This window comes from Achromobacter mucicolens, from assembly GCF_902859725.1.
GTDB classification, from domain to species: domain Bacteria; phylum Pseudomonadota; class Gammaproteobacteria; order Burkholderiales; family Burkholderiaceae_B; genus Achromobacter; species Achromobacter mucicolens.
Map to the genome: position 1 here is coordinate 174,177 of NZ_CADIJP010000010.1, position 20,565 is coordinate 194,741.

Annotated in this window: 21 protein-coding genes; 5 read left to right on the plus strand and 16 right to left on the minus strand. The window is 64.8% G+C overall.

Features of this window, described 5'->3' with window-relative positions:
• The first annotated feature begins 113 nt into the window (after positions 1-113).
• Genes HV786_RS14940 through HV786_RS14950 form a run of 3 tightly spaced genes read left to right on the plus strand, consistent with a single transcriptional unit; the run spans position 114 to position 2,792 of the window.
• Complete coding sequence (locus tag HV786_RS14940) at positions 114-572, plus strand: Mth938-like domain-containing protein (RefSeq protein ID WP_128828374.1); 459 nt, start codon at positions 114-116, stop codon at positions 570-572.
• A complete protein-coding gene (locus HV786_RS14945) occupies positions 572-1,036 on the plus strand; it encodes a peroxiredoxin (RefSeq protein ID WP_062838474.1) in 465 nt (154 codons plus the stop codon). Before HV786_RS14940 ends, HV786_RS14945 begins: the two co-directional genes overlap by 1 nt.
• Positions 1,037-1,091: 55 nt before the next feature.
• Positions 1,092-2,792: a PhoH family protein gene (locus tag HV786_RS14950; RefSeq protein ID WP_175211165.1), complete on the plus strand. Its 1,701-nt coding sequence runs from the start codon at positions 1,092-1,094 to the stop codon at positions 2,790-2,792.
• Between the two features lie 72 nt (positions 2,793-2,864).
• Here the strand turns inward: HV786_RS14950 and HV786_RS14955 are convergent, their stop codons facing one another.
• The 14 genes from HV786_RS14955 to metE all read right to left on the minus strand — a co-directional run bounded on the left by HV786_RS14955 (position 2,865) and on the right by metE (position 16,387).
• Positions 2,865-2,996, minus strand: coding sequence for an entericidin A/B family lipoprotein (locus tag HV786_RS14955; RefSeq protein ID WP_008164311.1), 132 nt, complete (start codon positions 2,994-2,996; stop codon positions 2,865-2,867).
• 38 nt (positions 2,997-3,034) lie between these two features.
• On the minus strand, positions 3,035-3,730 hold the full coding sequence (locus HV786_RS14960) for a fumarylacetoacetate hydrolase family protein (protein WP_128827800.1): 696 nt from the start codon (positions 3,728-3,730) through the stop codon (positions 3,035-3,037).
• Positions 3,731-4,019: 289 nt separating this feature from the next.
• Entirely contained in the window at positions 4,020-4,550 is a 531-nt protein-coding gene (gene ppa, locus HV786_RS14965) for an inorganic diphosphatase (protein ID WP_056322566.1), read from the minus strand.
• A 29-nt stretch (positions 4,551-4,579) separates the two neighbouring features.
• Complete coding sequence (locus HV786_RS14970) at positions 4,580-6,193, minus strand: heme biosynthesis HemY N-terminal domain-containing protein (protein ID WP_175211166.1); 1,614 nt, start codon at positions 6,191-6,193, stop codon at positions 4,580-4,582.
• Between the two features lie 4 nt (positions 6,194-6,197).
• Positions 6,198-7,388 carry a uroporphyrinogen-III C-methyltransferase gene (locus tag HV786_RS14975; protein WP_175211169.1) on the minus strand — a complete coding sequence of 397 codons (1,191 nt, stop codon included), beginning with the start codon at positions 7,386-7,388 and terminating at the stop codon, positions 6,198-6,200.
• Between the two features lie 37 nt (positions 7,389-7,425).
• Positions 7,426-8,244, minus strand: coding sequence for a uroporphyrinogen-III synthase (locus HV786_RS14980; RefSeq protein WP_175211171.1), 819 nt, complete (start codon positions 8,242-8,244; stop codon positions 7,426-7,428).
• The gene (hemC, locus tag HV786_RS14985) at positions 8,244-9,188 is read right to left on the minus strand and encodes a hydroxymethylbilane synthase (protein WP_128827793.1); all 945 of its coding nucleotides are present in this window, start codon (positions 9,186-9,188) and stop codon (positions 8,244-8,246) included. Before hemC ends, HV786_RS14980 begins: the two co-directional genes overlap by 1 nt.
• A 9-nt stretch (positions 9,189-9,197) precedes the next feature.
• Positions 9,198-9,320, minus strand: coding sequence for a hypothetical protein (locus HV786_RS27455; protein ID WP_255357201.1), 123 nt, complete (start codon positions 9,318-9,320; stop codon positions 9,198-9,200).
• Positions 9,307-10,026: a TerC family protein gene (locus HV786_RS14990; RefSeq protein ID WP_056322555.1), complete on the minus strand. Its 720-nt coding sequence runs from the start codon at positions 10,024-10,026 to the stop codon at positions 9,307-9,309. The genes HV786_RS27455 and HV786_RS14990 overlap by 14 nt, the downstream gene beginning before the upstream one ends.
• Before the next feature lie 114 nt (positions 10,027-10,140).
• Positions 10,141-10,839 (minus strand): TerC family protein, encoded by a 699-nt coding sequence (locus HV786_RS14995; RefSeq protein WP_128827792.1) that lies wholly within the window; start codon positions 10,837-10,839, stop codon positions 10,141-10,143.
• Between the two features lie 264 nt (positions 10,840-11,103).
• Positions 11,104-11,985, minus strand: coding sequence for a succinate--CoA ligase subunit alpha (gene sucD / locus HV786_RS15000; protein ID WP_056322550.1), 882 nt, complete (start codon positions 11,983-11,985; stop codon positions 11,104-11,106).
• A gap of 21 nt (positions 11,986-12,006) precedes the next feature.
• Positions 12,007-13,167 (minus strand): ADP-forming succinate--CoA ligase subunit beta, encoded by a 1,161-nt coding sequence (sucC, locus tag HV786_RS15005; protein WP_056322547.1) that lies wholly within the window; start codon positions 13,165-13,167, stop codon positions 12,007-12,009.
• A 10-nt stretch (positions 13,168-13,177) separates the two neighbouring features.
• Complete coding sequence (locus HV786_RS15010; RefSeq protein ID WP_056322544.1) at positions 13,178-13,780, minus strand: DUF2889 domain-containing protein; 603 nt, start codon at positions 13,778-13,780, stop codon at positions 13,178-13,180.
• A 309-nt stretch (positions 13,781-14,089) separates the two neighbouring features.
• Complete coding sequence (metE, locus tag HV786_RS15015) at positions 14,090-16,387, minus strand: 5-methyltetrahydropteroyltriglutamate--homocysteine S-methyltransferase (protein WP_175211173.1); 2,298 nt, start codon at positions 16,385-16,387, stop codon at positions 14,090-14,092.
• A gap of 184 nt (positions 16,388-16,571) precedes the next feature.
• On the opposite strand from metE, the gene HV786_RS15020 reads away from it, so the two are divergent.
• Positions 16,572-17,489 carry a LysR family transcriptional regulator gene (locus tag HV786_RS15020; RefSeq protein WP_128827791.1) on the plus strand — a complete coding sequence of 306 codons (918 nt, stop codon included), beginning with the start codon at positions 16,572-16,574 and terminating at the stop codon, positions 17,487-17,489.
• A 102-nt stretch (positions 17,490-17,591) separates the two neighbouring features.
• Here HV786_RS15020 and recX read toward each other — a convergent pair whose 3' ends face one another.
• Both recX and recA read right to left on the minus strand, forming a co-directional pair.
• Positions 17,592-18,320 (minus strand): recombination regulator RecX, encoded by a 729-nt coding sequence (gene recX, locus HV786_RS15025; protein ID WP_128827790.1) that lies wholly within the window; start codon positions 18,318-18,320, stop codon positions 17,592-17,594.
• Positions 18,321-18,443: 123 nt separating this feature from the next.
• Complete coding sequence (gene recA, locus HV786_RS15030; RefSeq protein ID WP_128827789.1) at positions 18,444-19,505, minus strand: recombinase RecA; 1,062 nt, start codon at positions 19,503-19,505, stop codon at positions 18,444-18,446.
• Between the two features lie 275 nt (positions 19,506-19,780).
• Here recA and HV786_RS15035 point away from each other — a divergent pair, with 275 nt between their 5' ends.
• On the plus strand, positions 19,781-20,470 hold the full coding sequence (locus HV786_RS15035; protein WP_063952853.1) for a response regulator transcription factor: 690 nt from the start codon (positions 19,781-19,783) through the stop codon (positions 20,468-20,470).
• Positions 20,471-20,565 lie beyond the last annotated feature (95 nt).

Below are 20,565 nucleotides of genomic sequence, written 5' to 3' on the forward strand. Positions count from 1 at the left end.
AACGACGCCTTGGCGGCAAATGGGGCAAAAAAGCCCCTTTTTCCCCGTGGATACGTTGCAACATGCAGCGTGTCCGATGCGCTATTATCAAGCACGTAAAGCCGGAGTTTTTATTGAAGCTGCATACCGATCCTGCGACGGCCGCTCTAAACACTGTCACCGCCTACGGCGATGGCTACATCGAGGTCAACCAGGTACGTTTTTCCTCTTCGGTCGCTTTCGGCCCCGAAGGCGAAGTGACCATCTGGCCTGTTGAGTCGACGGCCGACATTACCTCCTCCCTCTTGCTCCTGGCAGCCGGATTGTCCGAGCCCGCCCGCAATCCCCTGGATTTTCTGGATGCCCCGGAAGCCGCGCCCACCCGCCCGGCTAACGCCCCTGAAGTCCTGCTGGTGGGCACCGGCGGCAAGCAACAGTTCCTGCGCCCCGACGTGCTGCGTCCCCTTTTGGCGATCGGCATCGGCGTTGAAACCATGGACACCCACGCTGCCTCGCGCACCTACAACATCCTGATGGCTGAAGGCCGGCGCGTGGTCGTCGCCCTCATCCCTCCCCACGGAGCCACGAATTAATGACGCCGAGCATAGGCAAACCCGCCCCGTTGTTCACCGCCGAAAGCACGATCGGCCCCATCAGCCTCGAGCAGTGCCAGGGGCGGGCCGTGATCCTGTATTTCTACCCCAAGGACAACACGCCCGGCTGCACCACCGAAAGCCAGGATTTCCGCGATCTGCACGCCGACTTCCTGTCGGCCAGCGCAATCGTGATCGGCATCTCGCGCGACTCGCTGAAGTCGCACGAGAATTTCAAGGCCAAGTACGAGCTTCCTTTCCCTCTCATCTCCGACGCCGACGAAACCGTCTGCAATCTGTTCGGCGTCATCAAGCAGAAGAATATGTATGGAAAGCAGGTGCGCGGCATCGAACGCAGCACCTTCTTGATCGACGCCTATGGCGTGCTGGTGCAGGAGTGGCGCGGGGTGAAGGTCCCGGGCCACGCCAAGGAAGTCCTGCAAGCCGCCAAAAGCATCGGTTAGCCGCACAGGAAACCCGTCAGGCGCTATAGCCGGCCCAAACAGGAGAGTGACGCATATGCCGCTTCCGAAGTTGCCTACCCGCCCCGCAGCCATCCTGACCTTCCCCTCGGGCGAATCCGCCCGGGCGCAGGCCCGCACCACCAAGACTGCCGCTGCGCGGTCCAACACCCAGGCAGCCCTCGCCGAAGACGAGGACGAACTGCTGGTACAGCCAGAACTTGAAGGCATGGCGGCGCCGGCACGCAAGGCCCACACGCCGTCTCCCGCTCACCAGGCGCCTCCCCCCGCAGCGCCCGCCGCACGCGCCCCCGCGCGCCAGCAGGCCAAGGCCGCGCCCGCCCCCGCCAAGCGCGGCAAGGCGCGCGCCCAGAACGAACCTCGCAAGCTGTTCGTGCTGGACACGAATGTGCTGCTGCACGATCCCAGTTCGCTCTTCCGCTTCGAAGAGCACGACATCTTCCTGCCGATGATGACGCTGGAAGAACTGGACCACCAGAAAAAGGGCATGTCGGAAGTCGCGCGCAACGCGCGCCAGGTCAGCCGGTCGCTCGATTCGCTGGTGCAGGACGCCACGCACCTGGACGAAGGTCTTGAGCTGGCCAAGCTGGGCAACAAGGATGCCACGGGCCGCCTGATGTTCCAGACCACGGCCATCCACAGCACCCTGCCCTCGGACTTGCCGATGGGCAAGGCCGACAACCAGATCCTGGGCGTGGTGCGCGCCCTGCAGGAAAAATACCCGCAGCGCGAGGTCGTGCTGGTGTCCAAGGACATCAACATGCGCCTGAAGGCGCGCGCGCTGGGCATGGCCGCCGAAGACTACTTCAACGACCATGTCCTCGAAGACTCTGACCTGATGTACTCGGGCGTGATGCAGTTGCCCGAAGACTTCTGGAACAAGCACGGCAAGGACGTCGAATCCTGGCAACAGGGCGGCACTACCTTCTACCGCATCCACGGCCCGCTGTGCTCGCAATTCGTGGTCAATCAGTTCGTCTACTTCGAAGGCCAGATGCCGCTGTACGCGCAAGTGCGCGAAGTCAGCGGCAAGATGGCGGTGCTGGCCACCCTGCGCGACTACACCCACGGCAAGAACAACGTCTGGGGCATCACCGCGCGCAATCGCGAGCAGAATTTCGCCATGAACCTGCTGATGAACCCGGAATGCGATTTCGTGTCGCTGCTGGGCCAGGCCGGCACGGGCAAGACGCTGCTGGCGCTGGCGGCGGGCATCACGCAGGTGCTGGAAACCAAGCGCTACACCGAGATCATCATGACGCGCGTCACGGTGCCCGTCGGTGAAGACATTGGTTTCCTGCCCGGCACCGAAGAGGAAAAGATGCTGCCCTGGATGGGCGCGCTGGAAGACAACCTCGACGTGCTGAACATGGGCGAAGGCGAAGGCAACGGGGACTGGGGCCGCGCGGCCACCATGGACCTCATCCGCTCGCGCATCAAGGTCAAATCCCTGAACTTCATGCGCGGCCGCACCTTCCTGAACAAGTACCTCATCATCGACGAGGCGCAAAACCTGACGCCCAAGCAGATGAAGACGCTGGTGACCCGTGCGGGCCCTGGCACCAAGGTGATCTGCCTGGGCAATATCGCGCAGATCGACACGCCCTACCTGACAGAAGGCAGTTCAGGCCTGACCTTTGTGGTCGACCGCTTCAAGGGCTGGCCGCACTCGGGCCACGTCACGCTGCAACGTGGCGAGCGCTCCCGCCTGGCCGACTACGCGGGCGACGTGCTCTAGGCTTGTTCTCGCACCGGCAAACAAAAAGCCCCTTGATCGCTCAAGGGGCTTTTTTTCACTACCGCGCGCCGATTATTTGTCGGCTGCGTTGGTGATGGCATTGCCCGCCCGGGACATGTCCTTGCCCATGCCGGCGACGGTATTGCAACCGGCCAGCACGAAGCCGAACACGACAAAGGCAGTCAGCACAATCTTGCCGCGCATGCTGTGACTCCAAAATAAAAAAATGAAAGCGCCTGCGCTCAGGCGATCTGCACGCGCAGTTCGCCCAGGCCTTCGACGCCGCCAGTGATCACGTCACCTTGGCGCACGGCGCCCACGCCCTCGGGCGTGCCGGTGAAGATGATGTCGCCGGGCTGCAGTTCAAACAGGCCCGACAGATACGAAATGCTTTCCGGAATATTCCACAGCATCTGCGAAATGTCGCTGGATTGCTTGCGCTCGCCGTTGACGTCCAGCCAGATGGCGCCCTTGTCGAGCGTGCCGACCACGCTGCGCGGGTGGATGGGGCCCAGCGGCGCCGACTGGTCGAAGGCCTTGCCGATTTCCCAGGGGCGGCCCTGCTTCTTCATTTCGCCTTGCAGGTCGCGGCGGGTCATGTCCAGACCCAGCGCATAGCCCCACACGCATTCGTTGGCCTGGTCGACGGGGATGTCGCGGCCGCCCTTGCCCAGCACCACGACCAGCTCCATCTCGTAGTGCAGATTGGAAGTCTTGGGCGGATAAGGCATCTTGCCGGTTTCGCCGTCGGCCACGAACAGCACCGCGTCAGCGGGCTTGCAGAAGAAGAACGGATCTTCACGGCCCGTGAAACCCATTTCCTTGGCATGTTCGGCGTAATTGCGGCCGACGCAATAGACGCGGCGCACGGGGAACAGCGCGGCGCTGCCGGCAACGGGGACCGCGACGGGCGGCTGGGGAGGCAAAACGTAGTCCATGAGCTATCAACCTATGACAAATACGTGACCGGAATATCCGGGAAAAATGTTACCCCGACGCCGCGCGCGCTTGGCATGCCCTGTGCCCCCGCGATGGGGCGTTGTTGTTGTTGGGCGGCCGGGCGTTTGAAAAAGCACTCGCGAGTGTAGCCCTTTCTGCGGCCAATGCGAGGACCGCACGGAACGGGCGCCTGCAAGACAACGGCGCGGCTGCGACAGGCCACGGGCCGTCGCGGCCGCGCCGCCGGTAGGCGCCGGCCGGCAAGATGCCGGCTGGCGTGTGGCCCGATCAGCCCTTGGTGTAGCGCTCGGCGCTGCGCACGATTTCCTCGTGAGCGGCGTCCACGCCCTTCCAGCCCTTGACCTTGACCCACTTGCCCTTTTCCAGGTCCTTGTAGTGCTCGAAGAAATGCTGGATGCGGGAGATGTCTTCCGCGGGCAGATCCTCGTAGGACTTGATGTTGCGGTACGGGGGGTACAGCTTTTCGATCGGCACGGCCAGCAGCTTGGCGTCGCCGCCCGACTCGTCGTCCATTTCCAGCACGCCGATGGCGCGGCAGCGCACGACGGCGCCGATCTGGATGGGGAACGGGGTCAGGACCAGGACGTCGGCGGGGTCGCCGTCTTCGGACAGGGTCTGGGGGATGTAGCCGTAGTTGCACGGATAGTGCATGGCCGTCAGCATGAAGCGGTCAACGAAGATTGCACCGGAATCCTTGTCGACCTCATACTTCACCGGGTCGGCGTTCATGGGGATTTCGATGATGACGTTGAAGTCTTCCGGCAGCTTCTTGCCAGGGGAGACGCGATCAAGACTCATGGTTCAACCTTGTTTGTCTGAAAGGATATTCAAATCGAGCCGTCGTCCTTGAACGGCGGCTTGGTGGTGGGCACGGGCGCCGCGGGCGGCACAGGCTTGGGGGCCGGCGCGGCGGGGGCCGGCGCATACGTGGGCACGGGCTCGTCGAACGCCGCAGCAGGAATGGGCGCGCTGTCGAAGTATTCGTCGATGTCGGACGTTCCGCGAGCCAGCGGCGCGTCTTCGGGCGCCAGGGCGCGGTCTTGCTGGGCCTTGCTGGCGCGGGCATCCGGATCCAGTACGTAGTCCGACGCCGATGCGGCAGCCGGCGGCAAGGCCGGGTAATCGCCACCGGTGTCCGCATCGCTGTCCGTGTCCGACAGGCCGACGGCATAGCCGCCTTCGGCATCCACGCGATACGGGTCCGAGCCGGTGTCCGCGGCGGGAAGCGCCGCATCCGAGGCCAGCACCGGCAACGCCATGCTGGCGGCCGTGGCCAGGCGCCAGTGGCGCACGGCATCGACCGGCCGGTCCAGACGATCGTACAGACTGCCCAGCAGCGCGTGCGTCTGCGCATCGCTGCGGCGCGCCAGGCTGCGCAAGAGGTAGCGTTCGGCCTGCCCCCAGAGCTGACCATTCAGGCACAGCATGCCCAGGGCGGTCAGGAGGTCGGGATCGGTCGGGCGTTGATGCAGCCAGGTCTCGGCCTTGGCCAGGCGCCGCGACACCTGGTCGGCTTCGCAGCGCGCATAGGCCGCCACCAGGGCGGGATTGAACTTGACCGCGATGGCCGATTCCAGGACGCGCGCCGCTTCGTTGGGCTCGCCGGCGGCTTCGAATGCCGCGGCGCCCGCCAGGGCGATTTCCGGGAGCAGGCGCTCTTCGGCCTTGAGGTCTTTCCAGATGGGACGCCAGGCATCGTTGGCCGCGGCGGCACGCAAGCGCGCGGCGCCCGCGGCATCGATCAGGACGTCGGCTTCGGGTCGGCCCAGCGCATTGCGGCGCGACAGTCCGCGCGCCAGCGCGAAAACCTGTTCCTGATGATTCAGGGCCGTGTGCGCCCGCAGCAGCAGACGCATGGTGTGCAAATGACGGGCGCCGCCGTCGGCCAGCGGACCCAGCACGGTCAGTGCGCGTTCAGCACGGCCCTGATCGAGCAGCATGTCGGCCGACACGGTGGCGGTGGCTTCAATGAGGCCGGGCTCGGTGCCGGCCTGCTCTTGCGCGTTGGCCAGCAGACGGTCGCGCCGGTCGAATTCGCCCAGGCCATGCGCGGCACGTGCAGCCGACAGGGCTGCCAGCACGCGCCGCGTGCGGACCTTGGTCTGGTCCAGAAGCTTGGTCAGGTCTTTTTCGGCGTGGGCGTAGCGGCCTTCAAGAAGGCCAATCCAGCCGCGTTCGAGCAATTCGTGGTCGCGCGCCTGCGCGCGCTTGCCGCGCCAGGCCCGGACGCGATCGGGAATGGCGAGCAGCCAGGCCAGAAGCCGCAGGCCCACGTACAGGATGATGAAGGTGGCGACGATGAGCAGGACGGCGAGCGTCAGCGACATCTCGATGCGCCACGGCCACACCAGAAGCAGCACGTTGCCCGCGTGCGAGCGCAGGACCACCGCCAGGGCGACGGCGACGACGGCGAGCAGCAGGGTCCAGAACCAGGTACGCATGAGTTCAGTCCTGGTCGCTGGTCTTGAAGCCGGCGGCGCGCAGGGCCGCCACGGCGTTCAGGCTGTCCGCCACATCCGGCATGCGCACGGCGATGTCGGTCTGGGCCAGTTCACGCGCAAGCGTCTGCGCGGCGACGGTGTCAGGCGAGCGGCCATCGAAGTACTTGGAAAGCGTCGAGCCGACGTTGTCGAGCTCGCTCTTCCAGACCGAGGGCTGGCGCATCAGCATCGCGAGCTGCGCCGTCAACAGGCGCTGGCGCAGCGTGCCGCGCACCTGGTCGGCCTGTTCGGGCGACAACAGCAGCGCGGCCGGTTCGTCCACGCGCTGGATGGTGATGAGACCGCCAAGTTCATGAGCCAGCGCGGAGCCCGCGCGGCCAGGCCACGAGGCCACTTCGGCGCGCCAGCGCTGCCACCAGGGCGCATCGGCGGGCAGGCCGGCCTGCGGATCGATCGTGGGGGCCGGCGCGGGCGGCTGGGCTTGACCGACCGGGGACACGCCCGGCGACACGGTGTCCGGCACCAGCAGCGGCGCCTTGCCGATCAGCGCGACCAGGCGTTCGATGCGGCCCGATTGCGCGGGGATGTCGACGGTGGACACGGCGCGCAGGCGGTCCAGGTCGCCATTGATGGATTGCTGCAGGCTGGAGAACCGCGGGCGGTCGGCACGCGCCAGGCGCGATTGCGCGGTTTCCAGGGCGACGATGGCGTTGGAGACGTTGCCGGCCAGGCGCAATTGCTGATTGGCGATGGTCAGCAGGCGTTCGACGTCATTGGCCAGCAGTTCATCGCTGGCGCTGTCGTTGAAGTTCTGCCACGCCTGTTGCAGGGCGTTGTATTGGCTTTGCGTTTCGCGCAGCGTGTCTTCGAGTTCGGCGACGCGGCCGGCCTGCGCCTGCGCGAGGGCAAGGGCTTCGCGGGTGTCCTTGCGGGCTTGCGCCACGTCGACGCTGAGCGTATCCAGGCGCGTTGCCACTTCGCGGCCCGCGGAGACGAACTGGGTGCGTTGCTTCCACAACGCATATCCCAGGCCCACGGCCAACAGGATGACGATTATCAGCGCGGTGGCCAAGGGACCACTGCCGCGCTTGGCCGGACGGGCCTTGACGGAGTCGGCCGGGGCCGATGCGGACGCGCTTGCGTCCGGGGCGGCCGGATGAACGGCCGGATCGGTAGCGGGAGTCTTATCTGTCATGACGCGATTGTATTCGGTGTCAGTCCGAACCAACGAATCAAGCAGCAACAAAAGCCTGGAATATCGACTCGTCGTTGGGCACGCAGATTTTTACCATCGCCGGCTCGGACGCGCCAATACGCGGCTGCGGCAGGCGGCCAATCAACGAGGGGTGCGTGGCCACGAAGCGGCAGCGCTGCCACCACCCGGTCAGACCCGCGGCGCTGAGCTGACCATAAATGGCGTCGACGCCCTCTCCGCTGGTGATCAGCCAGGAGGCGGTGACGCCCGCATCGGCCCATCGCCGCAGGGTGGCAAGCTGTTCGGCGGTCCAGCCAGCCGGTTGCCGGCGGTAGGCCGCGTGGCGCGTCACGTGGGCACCATGCGCCTCGAGCGTATCGCCGAGCCAGTCCCGCCCCTGCGTGCCCCGCACCACCAGCACGCGCGCGGGCAACTGAGACTGGGCAGCAAGCACGCGCCAAAGCGCCTCGGAATCGTGGCTGGGAGCCGATTCGTCCGGATGCAGAACTGTTGTATTCACGCCAAAACGGCCGGTCTCGCGCAGCGCCTGGGCACTGGCGGGCCCGACCGTGGCGACCGCGACGCCCGCAGGCCAGTCCGCGGCGCCATCGGCGCGCGCGAGCTGATCCAGGTATTGGCGCGCGGCATTGCCGCTGACGAACACGACGAGGTCGTAGGCCGACGGCCGGGGCAGGTCTTCGGCGGCGACAGCAAGGGGGTGGATTTCAAGTGCGGGCAGGATGCACGGTTGCCAACCAGCGCCCTGCAGACGGCCGGCCAGCGCTTCGTTGCGCCCTGCGGGCCGCGTCAGGATGGCGATGCGCGGCCCGTCGGCGGCTGCAAACGCCGGGTCCATCAGACGGACCCGGGGTTTTGCAGCAGTTCGCGAAGAATCGTCTCCGCACCCGCCTCCAGGAGTTCGGAGGCGGCGGCTTCGCCGATGGCTTCGGCTTCGGTCATGGGACCGCTGTGCGTGGCATGAACGACACGGGTGCCGTCGGGCGAGGCCACCAGCGCGCGCAGCGACAGCGTGTCGCCGGCAAGCTGGGCAAAGGCGGCCAGGGGCACCTGACAGGAGCCGCCCAGCTTGCGCGACACCGCGCGCTCGGCGAGCACGCAGGCGGTCGTGTCTGCACTGACCAGCGGTGCAAGCCACGCGCGCATGTCGTCGCGGTCGTTACGGATTTCGATGCCGAGGGCGCCCTGCCCGGCCGCCGGCAGGCTGTCGGCGGGATCGAGCAGGCTGCGGATGCGCTCGCCCATGCCAAGACGGTCCAGGCCGGCGGCAGCCAGCACGATGGCGTCGTAGTCGCCCTTGTCGAGCTTGGAGAGGCGCGTATCCAGATTGCCGCGCAGGGGCTTGACCACCAGGGCGGGAAACCGGGAACGGATCTGGGACTCGCGGCGCAGGCTGGACGTGCCGACCACGGCGCCCGCGGGCAGGTCCGCCAGCGAGGCATATCTGTTGGACACGAAGGCATCGCGCGGATCCGCGCGATCGAGGACGGCGCAAAGCTCAAACGGCGCCTGCAGATCCACCGGCACGTCCTTGAGGGAGTGGACGGCGAGATCGGCACGGCCGTCGAGCAGCGCGTTTTCGAGTTCCTTGACGAACAGACCCTTGCCGCCCACCTTGGACAGCGTGCGGTCGAGGATCTGGTCGCCTCGGGTTGTCAGGGTAAGAAGTTCAACTGCGCACGCTGGGTACAGCGTGCGCAGCCGATCGCGCACATGCTCGGCTTGCCACAGGGCAAGCCGGCTGGCGCGGGTCGCAATGACCAGACGTTGCGGTAGAGACACGTGACGCCATCAAACGAAGTTGGAGACGATGATCGTCGCGACTACCCCGAGGATGGCCAGCACGAACAGACCCTGAAGAAGGCTCAGGCCCGATTCGGATTGCTGGGGATCGGTGGATCTACGCAGACTCATGTGCTGATTCCTTGGAAGCGTTCTTGCGGCTTGCAAGCCACCGTCCAAGGACAACAACGAGCAAGGCGCCAATGATTTCAGCGGCGATTTTAACCGTAGTCGGCTGAACGCCAAATTGACGCTCGACAATAACGTCGGTGACCAGCATACCGCCAGCGATCCAGCCCAGCAGGCCCGCGCCGAAAGTGACGACCAGCGGATAGCGGTCGATGAGCTTGAGCACCAGCGTGCTGCCCCAGATGATGATCGGCACACTGACGACCAGGCCAAAAATGACCAGACCCAGCTGATGGTCGGCATGCGCATTCTGCGCGGCGCCGGCGATCGCGATCACGTTGTCCAGGCTCATCACGAAGTCAGCAATGATGATGGTCTTGATCGCGGCGACGATGGATGTGCCGCCCTTGATGTCGCCATGCGCATCGTCTTCGGGAACCAGGAGCTTGACGCCGATCCAGACGAGCAGCAGCGCGCCCACGACCTTCAGGAACGGGATGTTCAGAAGCTGCATTGCGAAGGCGATCAGCACGACGCGCAGAATGATTGCGCCCGCGGTGCCCCACAAAATGCCTTGCATTCGTTGCTTGGGCGCCAGGTTGCGACACGCCAGCGCGATCACGACAGCGTTGTCGCCGCCGAGCAGGATGTCGATAAGGATGATCTGAAATACCGCTGCCCAACTCAGCGTCTGAAAAAACTCAAGCACTTTGAACCCCCGAAGGCATTTATGAAAAGAATGGCCGGTCCCGGCCCGGCCGCCCTGCCGCGCGCCTTCGCGCGGCAGGTTTATTTAGAAAAACATATTATTGTAGTTCAGCTTTCAGTCAGCTTTCCGACGCGCAAGCAAAACTTTACCAATCAGCAGCACCAGCACCGCGCCCATCGCGCCCGACATCAGTGCAAAGCTGTGCTGAGTAACGCCCAATGCGGCATCGATACGCGCCACCGGCTCTTGCAACGCCGGGTCGCCCACCAGCAACTCGCCTGCGATGAAACCCAACAGCGCCGCCCCAACCCAGACGATGAGCGGGAAGCGTTCGATGACCTTCAAGAGCAGCGTGCTGCCAAAGATGACCAGCGGAATACTGATGGCCAGGCCGAGCACCAGCAGTGTCGTGTCGCCCATCGCAGCGGCGGCGACGGCCACCACGTTGTCCAGGCTCATGACCAGGTCGGCGATCATGATGGTGCGAATGGCGGTCAACAGGTTGCCATGCGACTTGCCGGCACCGTCTTCTTCGCCTTCGGGCAGCAGCAAGGTGACGCCGATGTAGACCAGGAGCAGCGCGCCGATCAGCTTGAGCCACGGCAGCAACAACAGCTTGGCCGCAACGAGCGTCAGTACGATACGCATGATGATCGCAGCGGCGGAACCGACCACGATCGCTTTTTTCTGTTGTGCCGGAGGCAACGAGCGCGCTGCCAGCGCAATAACCACGGCGTTGTCGCCCGATAGCAGAATGTTGACCCAAATGATCTGGAGCAACGCGATCCAGAATGCCGCTGAACTGAGTTCCATGCCTCTCTTTCCTAGGTGTGATCCCCCTAGGACAAAACCAAATTAATGGATGAATTGAACGCAAAAACGTACTGACCGTCTTGGTGCGAGCCCGACGGCATTCTTGCTGGTACGCGCAAAATTTCTTTCATTATAGTTTCGTTCAGCTTTCCGTATGATTCACCCGGCCGCTTCCTGGACGCGGGATTTCCCTAAGAAAGCCTCAAAAAACCCGGCCAAAAAAAAGCCCGCCGAAGCGGGCTTTTTATCGCGCGTTGCTGGAACTTACAGCACCGACTTGAGCAGCTTGCCCATTTCGGAGGGGTTGCGCGTGGTGCGGATGCCGCAGGCTTCCATGACTTCCAGCTTGGCATCGGCGGTGTCGGCGCCGCCGGAGATCAGCGCGCCGGCGTGGCCCATGCGCTTTCCGGGAGGGGCGGTGACGCCAGCGATGAAGCCGACGACCGGCTTCTTCATGTTGTCCTTGGCCCACTGCGCGGCGTTGACTTCGTCCGGGCCGCCGATTTCGCCGATCATGATGACGGCGTCGGTGTCGGGATCGTCATTGAACAGCTTGAGCACGTCGACGTGCTTCAGGCCGTTGATGGGGTCGCCGCCGATACCGACAGCGCTGGATTGGCCCAGGCCCAGTTCGGTGACTTGCGCCACGGCTTCGTACGTCAGGGTGCCCGAACGGCTGACGATGCCGATGCGGCCCTTGCGGTGGATGTGACCGGGCATGATGCCGATCTTGATTTCGTCCGGGGTGATCAGGCCGGGGCAGTTCGGGCCCAGCAGCAGCGTCTTGCTGCCCTTGGCCTTCATGCGGTTCTTGACTTCGAGCATGTCGCGGACCGGGATGCCTTCGGTAATGCAGATCACCAGATCCAGCTCGGCTTCGACGGCTTCCCAGATGGCGGCAGCGGCGCCGGCGGGCGGCACGTAGATGACCGAGACGGTGGCGCCGGTGTCGGCCTTGGCGTCCTTGACCGACGCGAAGATCGGCACGCCTTCGAAATCTTCACCCGCCTTCTTGGGGTTCACGCCGGCCACGAAGGCGGCCTTGCCATTGGCGTACTCACGGCACATGCGGGTGTGGAACTGGCCCGTCTTGCCCGTGATGCCCTGGGTGATGACCTTGGTGTCCTTGTTGATCAGAATCGACATTGTGAATCCTTGATTTTTGCTTTACTTGACGGCGGCTACGACGCGGGTGGCAGCTTCGGCCATCGTGTCGGCGCTGATGATCGGCAGGCCGGAGTCGGCCAGCATCTTCTTGCCGAGTTCTTCGTTGGTGCCCTTCATGCGCACGACCAGCGGCACGTTCAGGTTGACGGCCTTGCAAGCGGTGATGACGCCTTCGGCGATCACGTCGCAGCGCATGATGCCGCCGAAGATGTTGACCAGGATGGCCTTGACGCTCTTGTTGGCCAGCATGATCTTGAAGGCTTCCGTGACCTTCTCGGCCGTGGCGCCGCCGCCGACGTCCAGGAAGTTGGCCGGCTCGCCGCCGAACAGCTTGATGGTGTCCATCGTGGCCATGGCCAGACCGGCGCCGTTCACCAGGCAGCCGATGTTGCCGTCGAGCTGGATGTACGCGAGGTCGAACTTGCTGGCTTCGATTTCAGCGGGATCTTCTTCGTCCAGGTCGCGGTAGGCGACGATTTCCGGATGACGGAACAGGGCGTTGGAGTCGAAGTTGAACTTGGCGTCCAGGGCGATGATGTTGCCCTTGCTGTCGCGGTTCAGGGGGTTGATTTCGACCAGGGAGGCGTCGGTGTCCATGTAGCACTTGTAGAGCTTCTGGAACACGTCAACGGCCTGGGCGGTCGAGTCGGCGGGCAGGCCGATCGCGTTGGCGATCTTGGTGGCTTGCTCGGCGGAAAGGCCAACCAGCGGGTCGATGTATTCGGTGATGATCTTTTCGGGCGTGGAGTGAGCCACTTCCTCGATGTCCATGCCGCCTTCGCTGGAAGCGATGAAAGCGACATTCTGCGTGGCGCGGTCGGTGACCAGCGAAACGTAGTATTCCTTCTGGATGTCGGCGCCGTCTTCGATGTACAGGCGGCGGACCTTCTGGCCTTCGGGGCCGGTCTGATGCGTGATCAGCTGCATGCCCAGGATTTCGGATGCCAGCTTGCGGACGTCGTCCAGCGAGCGGGCCAGCTTGACGCCGCCGCCCTTGCCGCGGCCACCCGCGTGGATTTGTGCCTTGACGACCCAAACCGGTCCACCCAGCTTTTCAGCGGCAGCCACGGCCTCGTCGACGGAAAGAGCGGGGATCCCGCGCGGCACGGGGACGCCAAATTGCTTCAGCAGTTCCTTGCCTTGATACTCGTGGATTTTCATGTGTTACCTGTCAGGACGTATGAGAAAAAGAAGGTGAATCGGAGGACGACTCGGCCGATGCCTCAGCGCTACCCCCGGTGTACCACTCGGGATAATGCTCAGCCACCACAGGGCCGCCAGTGCTGAGCGCATGGCAGCCGTCCAGTTGGAATGGACGCCGGTTCGGGTTGGGTTCCTGCCGCCGGCGGTTGGCCATGGTCTGGACCGCCGCGGTGGGAAGCACCTGCGACAGTTCGGTCATGTGCGTACAGCCCTCCACATGCCCGAACCGCTCTTTGACCTGGCGGCGGAACCCCTTGAGCAGGTTCATGCCGATCAGGTCAGTGTACGCCGGCTCAATGGCCTTGCAATGCTCGCCATAAGGCGCCGCATCATAGACGGCCTGAGCCGCCACGATCGAGAATTCCTCGTCGATGGTGATGCGCAGGTGCATATGGTGGATGGGCTGCCCGGCCTTGAACATCTCGCCGTCGCGCTTCGGAAAATCGTACGCTTTCACGTCGATCAGCTCGGCTTCCAGGTCCCAGTTGCCGTCATCGCGCGCGTACGACTGCACACGTATGGAACGCGTATGCAGCGGTTGGCGAGGACAATCCGGCGGTGGCAAGGGCATGCGAGGGGGGCCTGCGGGGCAAAGATGGCCTGCGCGTATGGTGCGCGGCAACAAAACCTTCAAAGTATAGCGCAGGCGGCATTCGCGCAATCGTATTAATTGGCCGGCGGATGCCCCGCTGTCCAGTCCGCTGACCGCGGCGCCGTTACTCCCCTCCTTCCACGCAGCCCCTGCCGGTTTCGCCGTCCGGCTCGGCATAGGGCCGGAAATCGCGTCTGCGGTAGGTAAAAAGCCGGCGTGCGCGTCGGGCGCAGCCGGGTTGGAAATGCAGGAGGCCCGGCGCTCACGCGCCAGGGACGCCATCGGCCGTCAGGCCGCCTCGCGCAGCGCTCGCGCCGCCTGGACCATGCCAATCAGCGCGGCCTCCGTTTCCGGCCAGGCCCGCGTCTTCAGGCCGCAGTCGGGATTGACCCACAAGCGTTCCTTGGGCAGGCGGGCGGCGGCCTTGTTCATCAGGTCAACCATCCAGCCGACCTCGGGCACGTTGGGCGAGTGGATGTCGTACACGCCGGGGCCGATGTCGTTCGGGTACCGGAAGTCCTCGAATGCCTTGAGCAGCTCCATATTGGAACGCGACGTTTCGATCGTGATCACATCCGCGTCCATGGCGGCAATGGATTCGATGATGTCGTTGAATTCCGAATAGCACATATGCGTGTGGATCTGCGCCTCCTCGCGCACCCCGGCGGTCGACAGGCGGAAGCAGTCCACGGCCCAGTCCAGGTAAGCCTGCCAATCGGCGCGGCGCAGCGGCAGGCCTTCGCGGATGGCCGGCTCATCGATCTGGATGACGTTGATGCCGGCCGCTTCCAGGTCCACCACTTCGTCGCGCAGCGCCAGCGCCAGCTGGCGGCAGGTGGCTTCGCGCGGCTGGTCGTCGCGCACGAACGACCACTGCAGGATGGTGACCGGACCGGTCAGCATGCCCTTGACCGGCTTGTCGGTCAGCGACTGTGCGTAGGACGACCAGCCCACCGTCATGGGCGCGGGACGGGCCACGTCGCCGAAAATGATCGGCGGCTTCACGCAACGCGAACCGTAGCTCTGCACCCAGCCGTTTTTCGTGAAGGCAAAACCGGCCAGCAGCTCCCCGAAGTACTCCACCATGTCGTTGCGCTCGGGCTCACCGTGCACCAGAACGTCCAGGCCCACCTTTTCCTGGAAGCGGATGACTTCCTCGATCTCCTTGCGGATGGCGGCTTCATACGCGGAGTCGGTCAGGGCGCCCGCCTTCCAGTCGCGGCGCAGCGCGCGGATTTCGGCCGTCTGCGGGAACGAGCCGATCGTCGTGGTGGGATAGGCGGGCAGCCCCAGCTGTTCCTGCTGGCGCGCGATGCGGCCTGCAAACGGCGCCCGGTCGCGCGACATGCCCTTGGAGGCGGCCATGCGCTCGGCCACGGCCGGGTTGTGGATGCGCACCGAGGCGCGGCGCGCGGCCAGCGCCGCGCGTTGGCTGGCCAGCCCCTGCTGCACCGTGGGGTCCGTGGCGCTGTCCAGCGCGCGGCCCAGCAGGCTCAGCTCGTCGAGCTTCTGGGCGGCAAAGGAAAGCCAGCTCTTGAGTTCGGCGTCCAGTTCGGTTTCGTTTTCCAGGTCGACGGGCACGTGCAGCAGCGAGCACGACGGCGCCAGCCATAGACGGTCGCCAAGCTGGCGCGCAAGCGGGGCGAGCGTGGCAATGGCGGCATCGAGATCGGTGCGCCAGATGTTGCGGCCGTTGATGATGCCGGCGGACAGCACCTGCCCGTCGTTCAGGCCCGCCACCACGTCGGCCAATTGTTCGGGGGCACGCACCAGGTCCACGTGCAGGCCGGCCACGGGCAGCGCCTGCGCCGTCGAGAGGTTGTCCTTCAGACCGTCGAAGTAGGTTGCGACCAGCACTTTGACCGCGCTGGCGGACAACGTGGCATAAGCCTGCTTGAAGGCATCGCGCCAGACTTGCGGCAGGTCGAGCGCCAGGATCGGCTCATCGATCTGCACCCACTCGACGCCCAGCTTGGCAAACCGCGCCAGCACCTCTTCATAGACCGGCAGCAGCGCTGCCAGAAGCTGGAGTTTCCCGGCATCGGCGGCGCCGCCGGCAAAAGCGTCTCCCTTGCCCAGGAACAGCCACGTCAGCGGGCCGGGAATGACCGGCTTGACCTCAAGACCCAGCGCCTGGGCTTCCCTGACCTGGTCGAACAGGCTTTCGCGGGCAATACGGAAGGTCTGGCCGGGCACCAGTTCCGGGACGATGTAGTGATAGTTGGTATCGAACCACTTGGTCATTTCGCAGGCGGCTGCGGGCTTGCCCGACGGCGCGCGGCCGCGTCCCATGCGAAAGAGCGTGTCCAGCGAGACCGGCTCGCTGTCCTTCTGGCCGAAGCGCGCCGGCACCGCGCCCAGCAGCGTTGTCCATTCCAGGATCTGGTCGTACCAGGCGAAGTCGCCCACCGGCACGAACTTCAGGCCGGCCGCGGCCTGAAGGCGCCAGTGGCGGGCGCGCAGTTCACGGCCCGTGTCTTCCAGGGCGTCGGCGGTCTGCTTGCCGGCCCAATAGGCCTCGACCGCCCGCTTGAGTTCACGCTGGGCCCCAATGCGGGGGAAACCCAAATTATGAATCGTAGTCATGTTATAGCCGCCATCCACAAAATTTGTTCAAGTGACGATCATTCTGAGGCCAAATCAAAATGAATCAAAATCAATGTATGCATTCATAAGATGAGGAAACCTCATAGAATAGGCAGTCATGCCGACCCGCCGGGGTTTGGCGCCTGGATCCCGCCCCGGATCCCGACCCTCTCAGCCGCCCTCAATGCTAGAAATCCGTCACCTCGAAACACTGACCGCCATCCGGGACGGCGGCAGCCTTCAGGAAGCAGCAGAACGCCTGCACCTGACGCAATCCGCGCTGTCGCATCAACTGCGGGATCTCGAAACCCGCCTGGGCACGCCTCTGCTGAATCGGCGCACGCGGCCGGCCCGGCTGACAACGGCAGGGCTGCGGGTACTGGCGCTGGCCGATGAAGTCCTGCCGCGCATCCGCGCCACGGAACGCGACCTGCAGCGGCTGGCGGCCGGGCGCACGGGCCGGCTGCACCTGGCGATCGACTGTCATTCCTGCTTTCAGTGGCTGATGCCGGCGCTGGACGCCTTCCGCGCGCAATGGCCGGATGTGGCGCTGGACCTGTCCGCGGCGTTCTCGTTCGCCCCCCTGCCCGCGCTGGTGCGCGGCGATCTGGACCTGGTCATCACGTCAGACCCGCAGCCGCTGGATGCGGTGGAGTACCTGCCGCTATTCAAATATGAGCTGGTGCTGGCTGTGTCCGAATCCAACCCGTTGGCGGGCAGTAAATTCATCCTGCCGGAGCAGTTGGCGGACCAGACCCTGATCACCTACCCCGTGGACAAGCAGCGGCTGGATGTCTTCACCGCCTTTCTGGACCCTGCCGACGTGGAGCCCGCCGCGGTCCGCAAGGCGGAACTCACGCCGATCATCGCGCAGCTCGTGGCCAGCAACCGCGGCGTGGCGGCCCTGCCAAACTGGGCGCTGACGGAATACATGAATCAGGGATGGCTGCGGCTTTGCCGCCTGGGGCCCCAAGGGGTGTGGCGCACGCTGTATGCGACCGTGCGCAGCGAGGACACGGACGCCTCGTATATCGACGAGTTTCTGACCATTACCCGCGACGTCTGCTTCAAAACGCTGTCGGGCATCAAGTCGGCGAAATGACGACCGAAGTGACGACCGAAGTGAAAACGTAAGGAACAACGACGGCCGCAGCGACGCCGGCTGGGTAGACGCCCACGGGGAACCACGCCGGCTGGCCGGGCGTCAGTCTTCGTCGCCCTCGCCGAGGATGCGCCGGATGACGTCGTGCGCAAAACCCCGGCTGGCCAGAAAGCGCGCCTGCTTTGCATAGGCCGCGCGATCTTCGGGCTTGGCGCTGAAGCGCTTTTTCCAGACCTCAAGCGCCCGGTCGTATTCGGTGGCGCGAAGCTGTTCACGCAGTTCCGCGACCTGGCTGTCGTCCACGCCATGCTGGCGCAATTCCTGCACGATGCGCGCCGCCCCCTGCCGCGAGGCGCGCCGATGAACCAGGCTTTGGGCGAAGCGTTCGGTGGACAGCCAGCCCTCCTTCTCAAGCGCGTCCAGTACAGATTCGACCTCGGCCGCATCTTCGGCATAAGCAGACAGCTTGCGCGCCAGTTCTTCGCGTGCGTGCTCGCGCCGCGATAGATACCCCACTGCCCGCATCTTCAGCGACGGCCCCTTGCGAGCCTGCTTGCCGTCGGACGTTGACGCCTCGTCGGCGCTGGCGGCAGGATCGGCACGCCGGCCGCGCGCGCCGCCGCGGCGATCGGAACTTCGCTGCTCGGAACTGCGCTGCCACAGGCCGGAGGATTCGGCGCGATCGGCCGAATCCTCAGACGCTGCGGTTTCGCGGACCACCCGCGCATCGGACGTGCGCCGCAAGCCTTGCGGCTTGGCGACCGTTTCGAATTCGTCGTCCAACCTGGCGCGTTGGCGCTCGGCGGACGCGGGAGTCGATTTCCAGCTCATGCGCTTTCCTGCTTGCTAAACAAAACGGCAGGCCCATCTTGGCGCCTGCCGCAGTTTCCCAGCCCAGCCGGGCCGGCGATGAGACTTGCCTGAACCGCGGCGAGCCCTGTCGAATGCCCGGGATTATTCGGCGGTGTCTTCCGCCGTGGGCACGAATTCAGCGGCGCGGCTGACGATGCCCTGGTTTTCGCGGACGCGGTTTTCGATTTCGATGGCGAGTTCCCTGTGCTCTTTCAGGTATTCGCGCACGTTGTCCTTGCCCTGGCCGATGCGGTTGCCGTTGTAGCTGTACCAGGCGCCCGACTTGTCGACGACGTTGGCGGCCACGCCCAGGTCGATGATTTCGCCTTCGCGCGAGATGCCGGCGCCATACATGATGTCGAACTCAGCCTGCTTGAACGGCGGCGCGACCTTGTTCTTGACGACCTTGACGCGGGTTTCGTTGCCGACGACCTCGTCGCCCTTCTTGATGGAGCCGATGCGGCGGATATCCAGGCGCACGGACGCATAGAACTTGAGCGCGTTGCCGCCGGTGGTGGTTTCGGGGTTGCCGAACATGACGCCGATCTTCATCCGGATCTGGTTGATGAAGATGACCATGCAGTTGGTCTTCTTGATGGTGGCGGTCAGCTTGCGCAGCGCCTGGCTCATCAGGCGGGCCTGCAGGCCGGGCAGCGAATCACCCATTTCGCCTTCGATTTCGGCCTTGGGCACCAGCGCGGCCACCGAGTCGACGACGATCAGGTCGACCGAACCCGAGCGCACCAGCGCGTCGGTGATTTCCAGCGCCTGCTCGCCCGTGTCCGGCTGCGAGATCAAGAGGTCGGCCAGGTTGACGCCCAGCTTGGACGCGTATTGGACATCCAGAGCGTGTTCCGCGTCGACGAAGGCGCAGGTGCCGCCCAGCTTTTGCATTTCGGCGACGACCTGCAGCGTGAGGGTGGTCTTGCCCGACGATTCCGGACCGTAGATTTCGACGACACGGCCGCGCGGCAAGCCGCCGACGCCCAGCGCGATATCCAGACCGAGCGAACCCGTGGAAACCACCTGGATGTCATGCGAGACCTCGTTGTCGCCGTAGCGCATGATCGAGCCCTTGCCGAACTGCTTTTCGATCTGCGAAAGCGCTGCGGCGAGCGCCTTGGCCTTTTCCGAAGCGGCGGCCTTGGTGGTTTTGTCGTCCATGAGGAGTCCTGTCTGTAACGTATCTGGAAGTCGGAAAAACTGCGGGTCTGAGCTGGCCGGTCTGAGCTTGCCTGACCTAAGGCCTGACGTGGAGCCTTGAGCTACGGATCAGATTATGGCATCGGATTATACTGTACAAAAAACCAGTGTGCCAGTCTTTTGCACGTATACCCTGAGTGGCAAGCCCGGCGCCGTGTGACAGAATCCGGAGCGATCCCGGTATTTTCGCCTTTCTCCGCCCTCCGGGCCGGCGTGTATCTTCCTAGCAGCAGCCCATGCGTATCCTGATCGCCGAAGACGACAGCATCCTGGCCGATGGCCTGTCCCGCTCGTTGCGCCACAACGGCTATGCAGTGGATGCCGTGCGCGACGGGCTTGCCGCCGATTCCGCACTGGCCGCCCAGGCCTTCGACCTGCTCATCCTCGACCTCGGGCTGCCGCAACTGGCCGGCCTGGAAGTGCTGCGCCGCCTGCGTGCCCGCAACTCCGCCCTGCCCGTCCTCATCCTGACCGCCGCCGACAGCATCGAGCAGCGCGTCAAGGGCCTGGACCTGGGCGCGGACGACTACATGGCCAAGCCCTTCGCGCTGTCCGAACTCGAAGCCCGCGTGCGCGCGCTGACGCGGCGTGGCGCGGGCGGCGGCGGCACGATGCTCAAGCACGGCAAGCTGCTCTTTGACCAGACCGGCCGCGTCGCCATCGTGGACGACCAGACGCTGGATCTGTCGGCCCGCGAAGTCAGCCTGCTCGAAATCCTGCTGACGCGCAGCGGACGCATGGTCAGCAAGACCCAACTGGTCGACCATCTGTGCGAATGGGGCGAAGAGGTCAGCACCAACGCCATCGAGGTCTACGTGCACCGCCTGCGCAAAAAGCTCGAGCCCAGCGGCGTGAAGATCGTCACCGTGCGCGGCCTGGGCTACTGTCTTGAGCGGGACCAGGGTGCGGCGTACCTCGCAAGCTGAGCCCTCCCCAGAGCCGCTCAACCAGGAAGCCCTGGATATCATGCAAGCCGGGTCCAAGGGCCCGAGCTTTGCGCCGCCCCAACGTTCGCTGCTGG

What these genes read in the sequence shown, in the direction of transcription:
- HV786_RS14945 (WP_062838474.1), top strand. Translation starts at nt 572, where the DNA reads ATGACGCCGAGCATAGGCAAACCCGCCCCGTTGTTCACCGCCGAAAGC.
- HV786_RS14950 (WP_175211165.1), top strand. Translation starts at nt 1,092, where the DNA reads ATGCCGCTTCCGAAGTTGCCTACCCGCCCCGCAGCCATCCTGACCTTC.
- HV786_RS14955 (WP_008164311.1), bottom strand. Translation starts at nt 2,996, where the DNA reads ATGCGCGGCAAGATTGTGCTGACTGCCTTTGTCGTGTTCGGCTTCGTG.
- HV786_RS14960 (WP_128827800.1), bottom strand. Translation starts at nt 3,730, where the DNA reads ATGGACTACGTTTTGCCTCCCCAGCCGCCCGTCGCGGTCCCCGTTGCC.
- ppa (WP_056322566.1), bottom strand. Translation starts at nt 4,550, where the DNA reads ATGAGTCTTGATCGCGTCTCCCCTGGCAAGAAGCTGCCGGAAGACTTC.
- HV786_RS14970 (WP_175211166.1), bottom strand. Translation starts at nt 6,193, where the DNA reads ATGCGTACCTGGTTCTGGACCCTGCTGCTCGCCGTCGTCGCCGTCGCC.
- HV786_RS14975 (WP_175211169.1), bottom strand. Translation starts at nt 7,388, where the DNA reads ATGACAGATAAGACTCCCGCTACCGATCCGGCCGTTCATCCGGCCGCC.
- HV786_RS14980 (WP_175211171.1), bottom strand. Translation starts at nt 8,244, where the DNA reads ATGGACCCGGCGTTTGCAGCCGCCGACGGGCCGCGCATCGCCATCCTG.
- HV786_RS27455 (WP_255357201.1), bottom strand. Translation starts at nt 9,320, where the DNA reads ATGAGTCTGCGTAGATCCACCGATCCCCAGCAATCCGAATCGGGCCTG.
- HV786_RS14995 (WP_128827792.1), bottom strand. Translation starts at nt 10,839, where the DNA reads ATGGAACTCAGTTCAGCGGCATTCTGGATCGCGTTGCTCCAGATCATT.
- sucD (WP_056322550.1), bottom strand. Translation starts at nt 11,985, where the DNA reads ATGTCGATTCTGATCAACAAGGACACCAAGGTCATCACCCAGGGCATC.
- sucC (WP_056322547.1), bottom strand. Translation starts at nt 13,167, where the DNA reads ATGAAAATCCACGAGTATCAAGGCAAGGAACTGCTGAAGCAATTTGGC.
- HV786_RS15010 (WP_056322544.1), bottom strand. Translation starts at nt 13,780, where the DNA reads ATGCCCTTGCCACCGCCGGATTGTCCTCGCCAACCGCTGCATACGCGT.
- metE (WP_175211173.1), bottom strand. Translation starts at nt 16,387, where the DNA reads ATGACTACGATTCATAATTTGGGTTTCCCCCGCATTGGGGCCCAGCGT.
- HV786_RS15020 (WP_128827791.1), top strand. Translation starts at nt 16,572, where the DNA reads ATGCTAGAAATCCGTCACCTCGAAACACTGACCGCCATCCGGGACGGC.
- recX (WP_128827790.1), bottom strand. Translation starts at nt 18,320, where the DNA reads ATGAGCTGGAAATCGACTCCCGCGTCCGCCGAGCGCCAACGCGCCAGG.
- recA (WP_128827789.1), bottom strand. Translation starts at nt 19,505, where the DNA reads ATGGACGACAAAACCACCAAGGCCGCCGCTTCGGAAAAGGCCAAGGCG.
- HV786_RS15035 (WP_063952853.1), top strand. Translation starts at nt 19,781, where the DNA reads ATGCGTATCCTGATCGCCGAAGACGACAGCATCCTGGCCGATGGCCTG.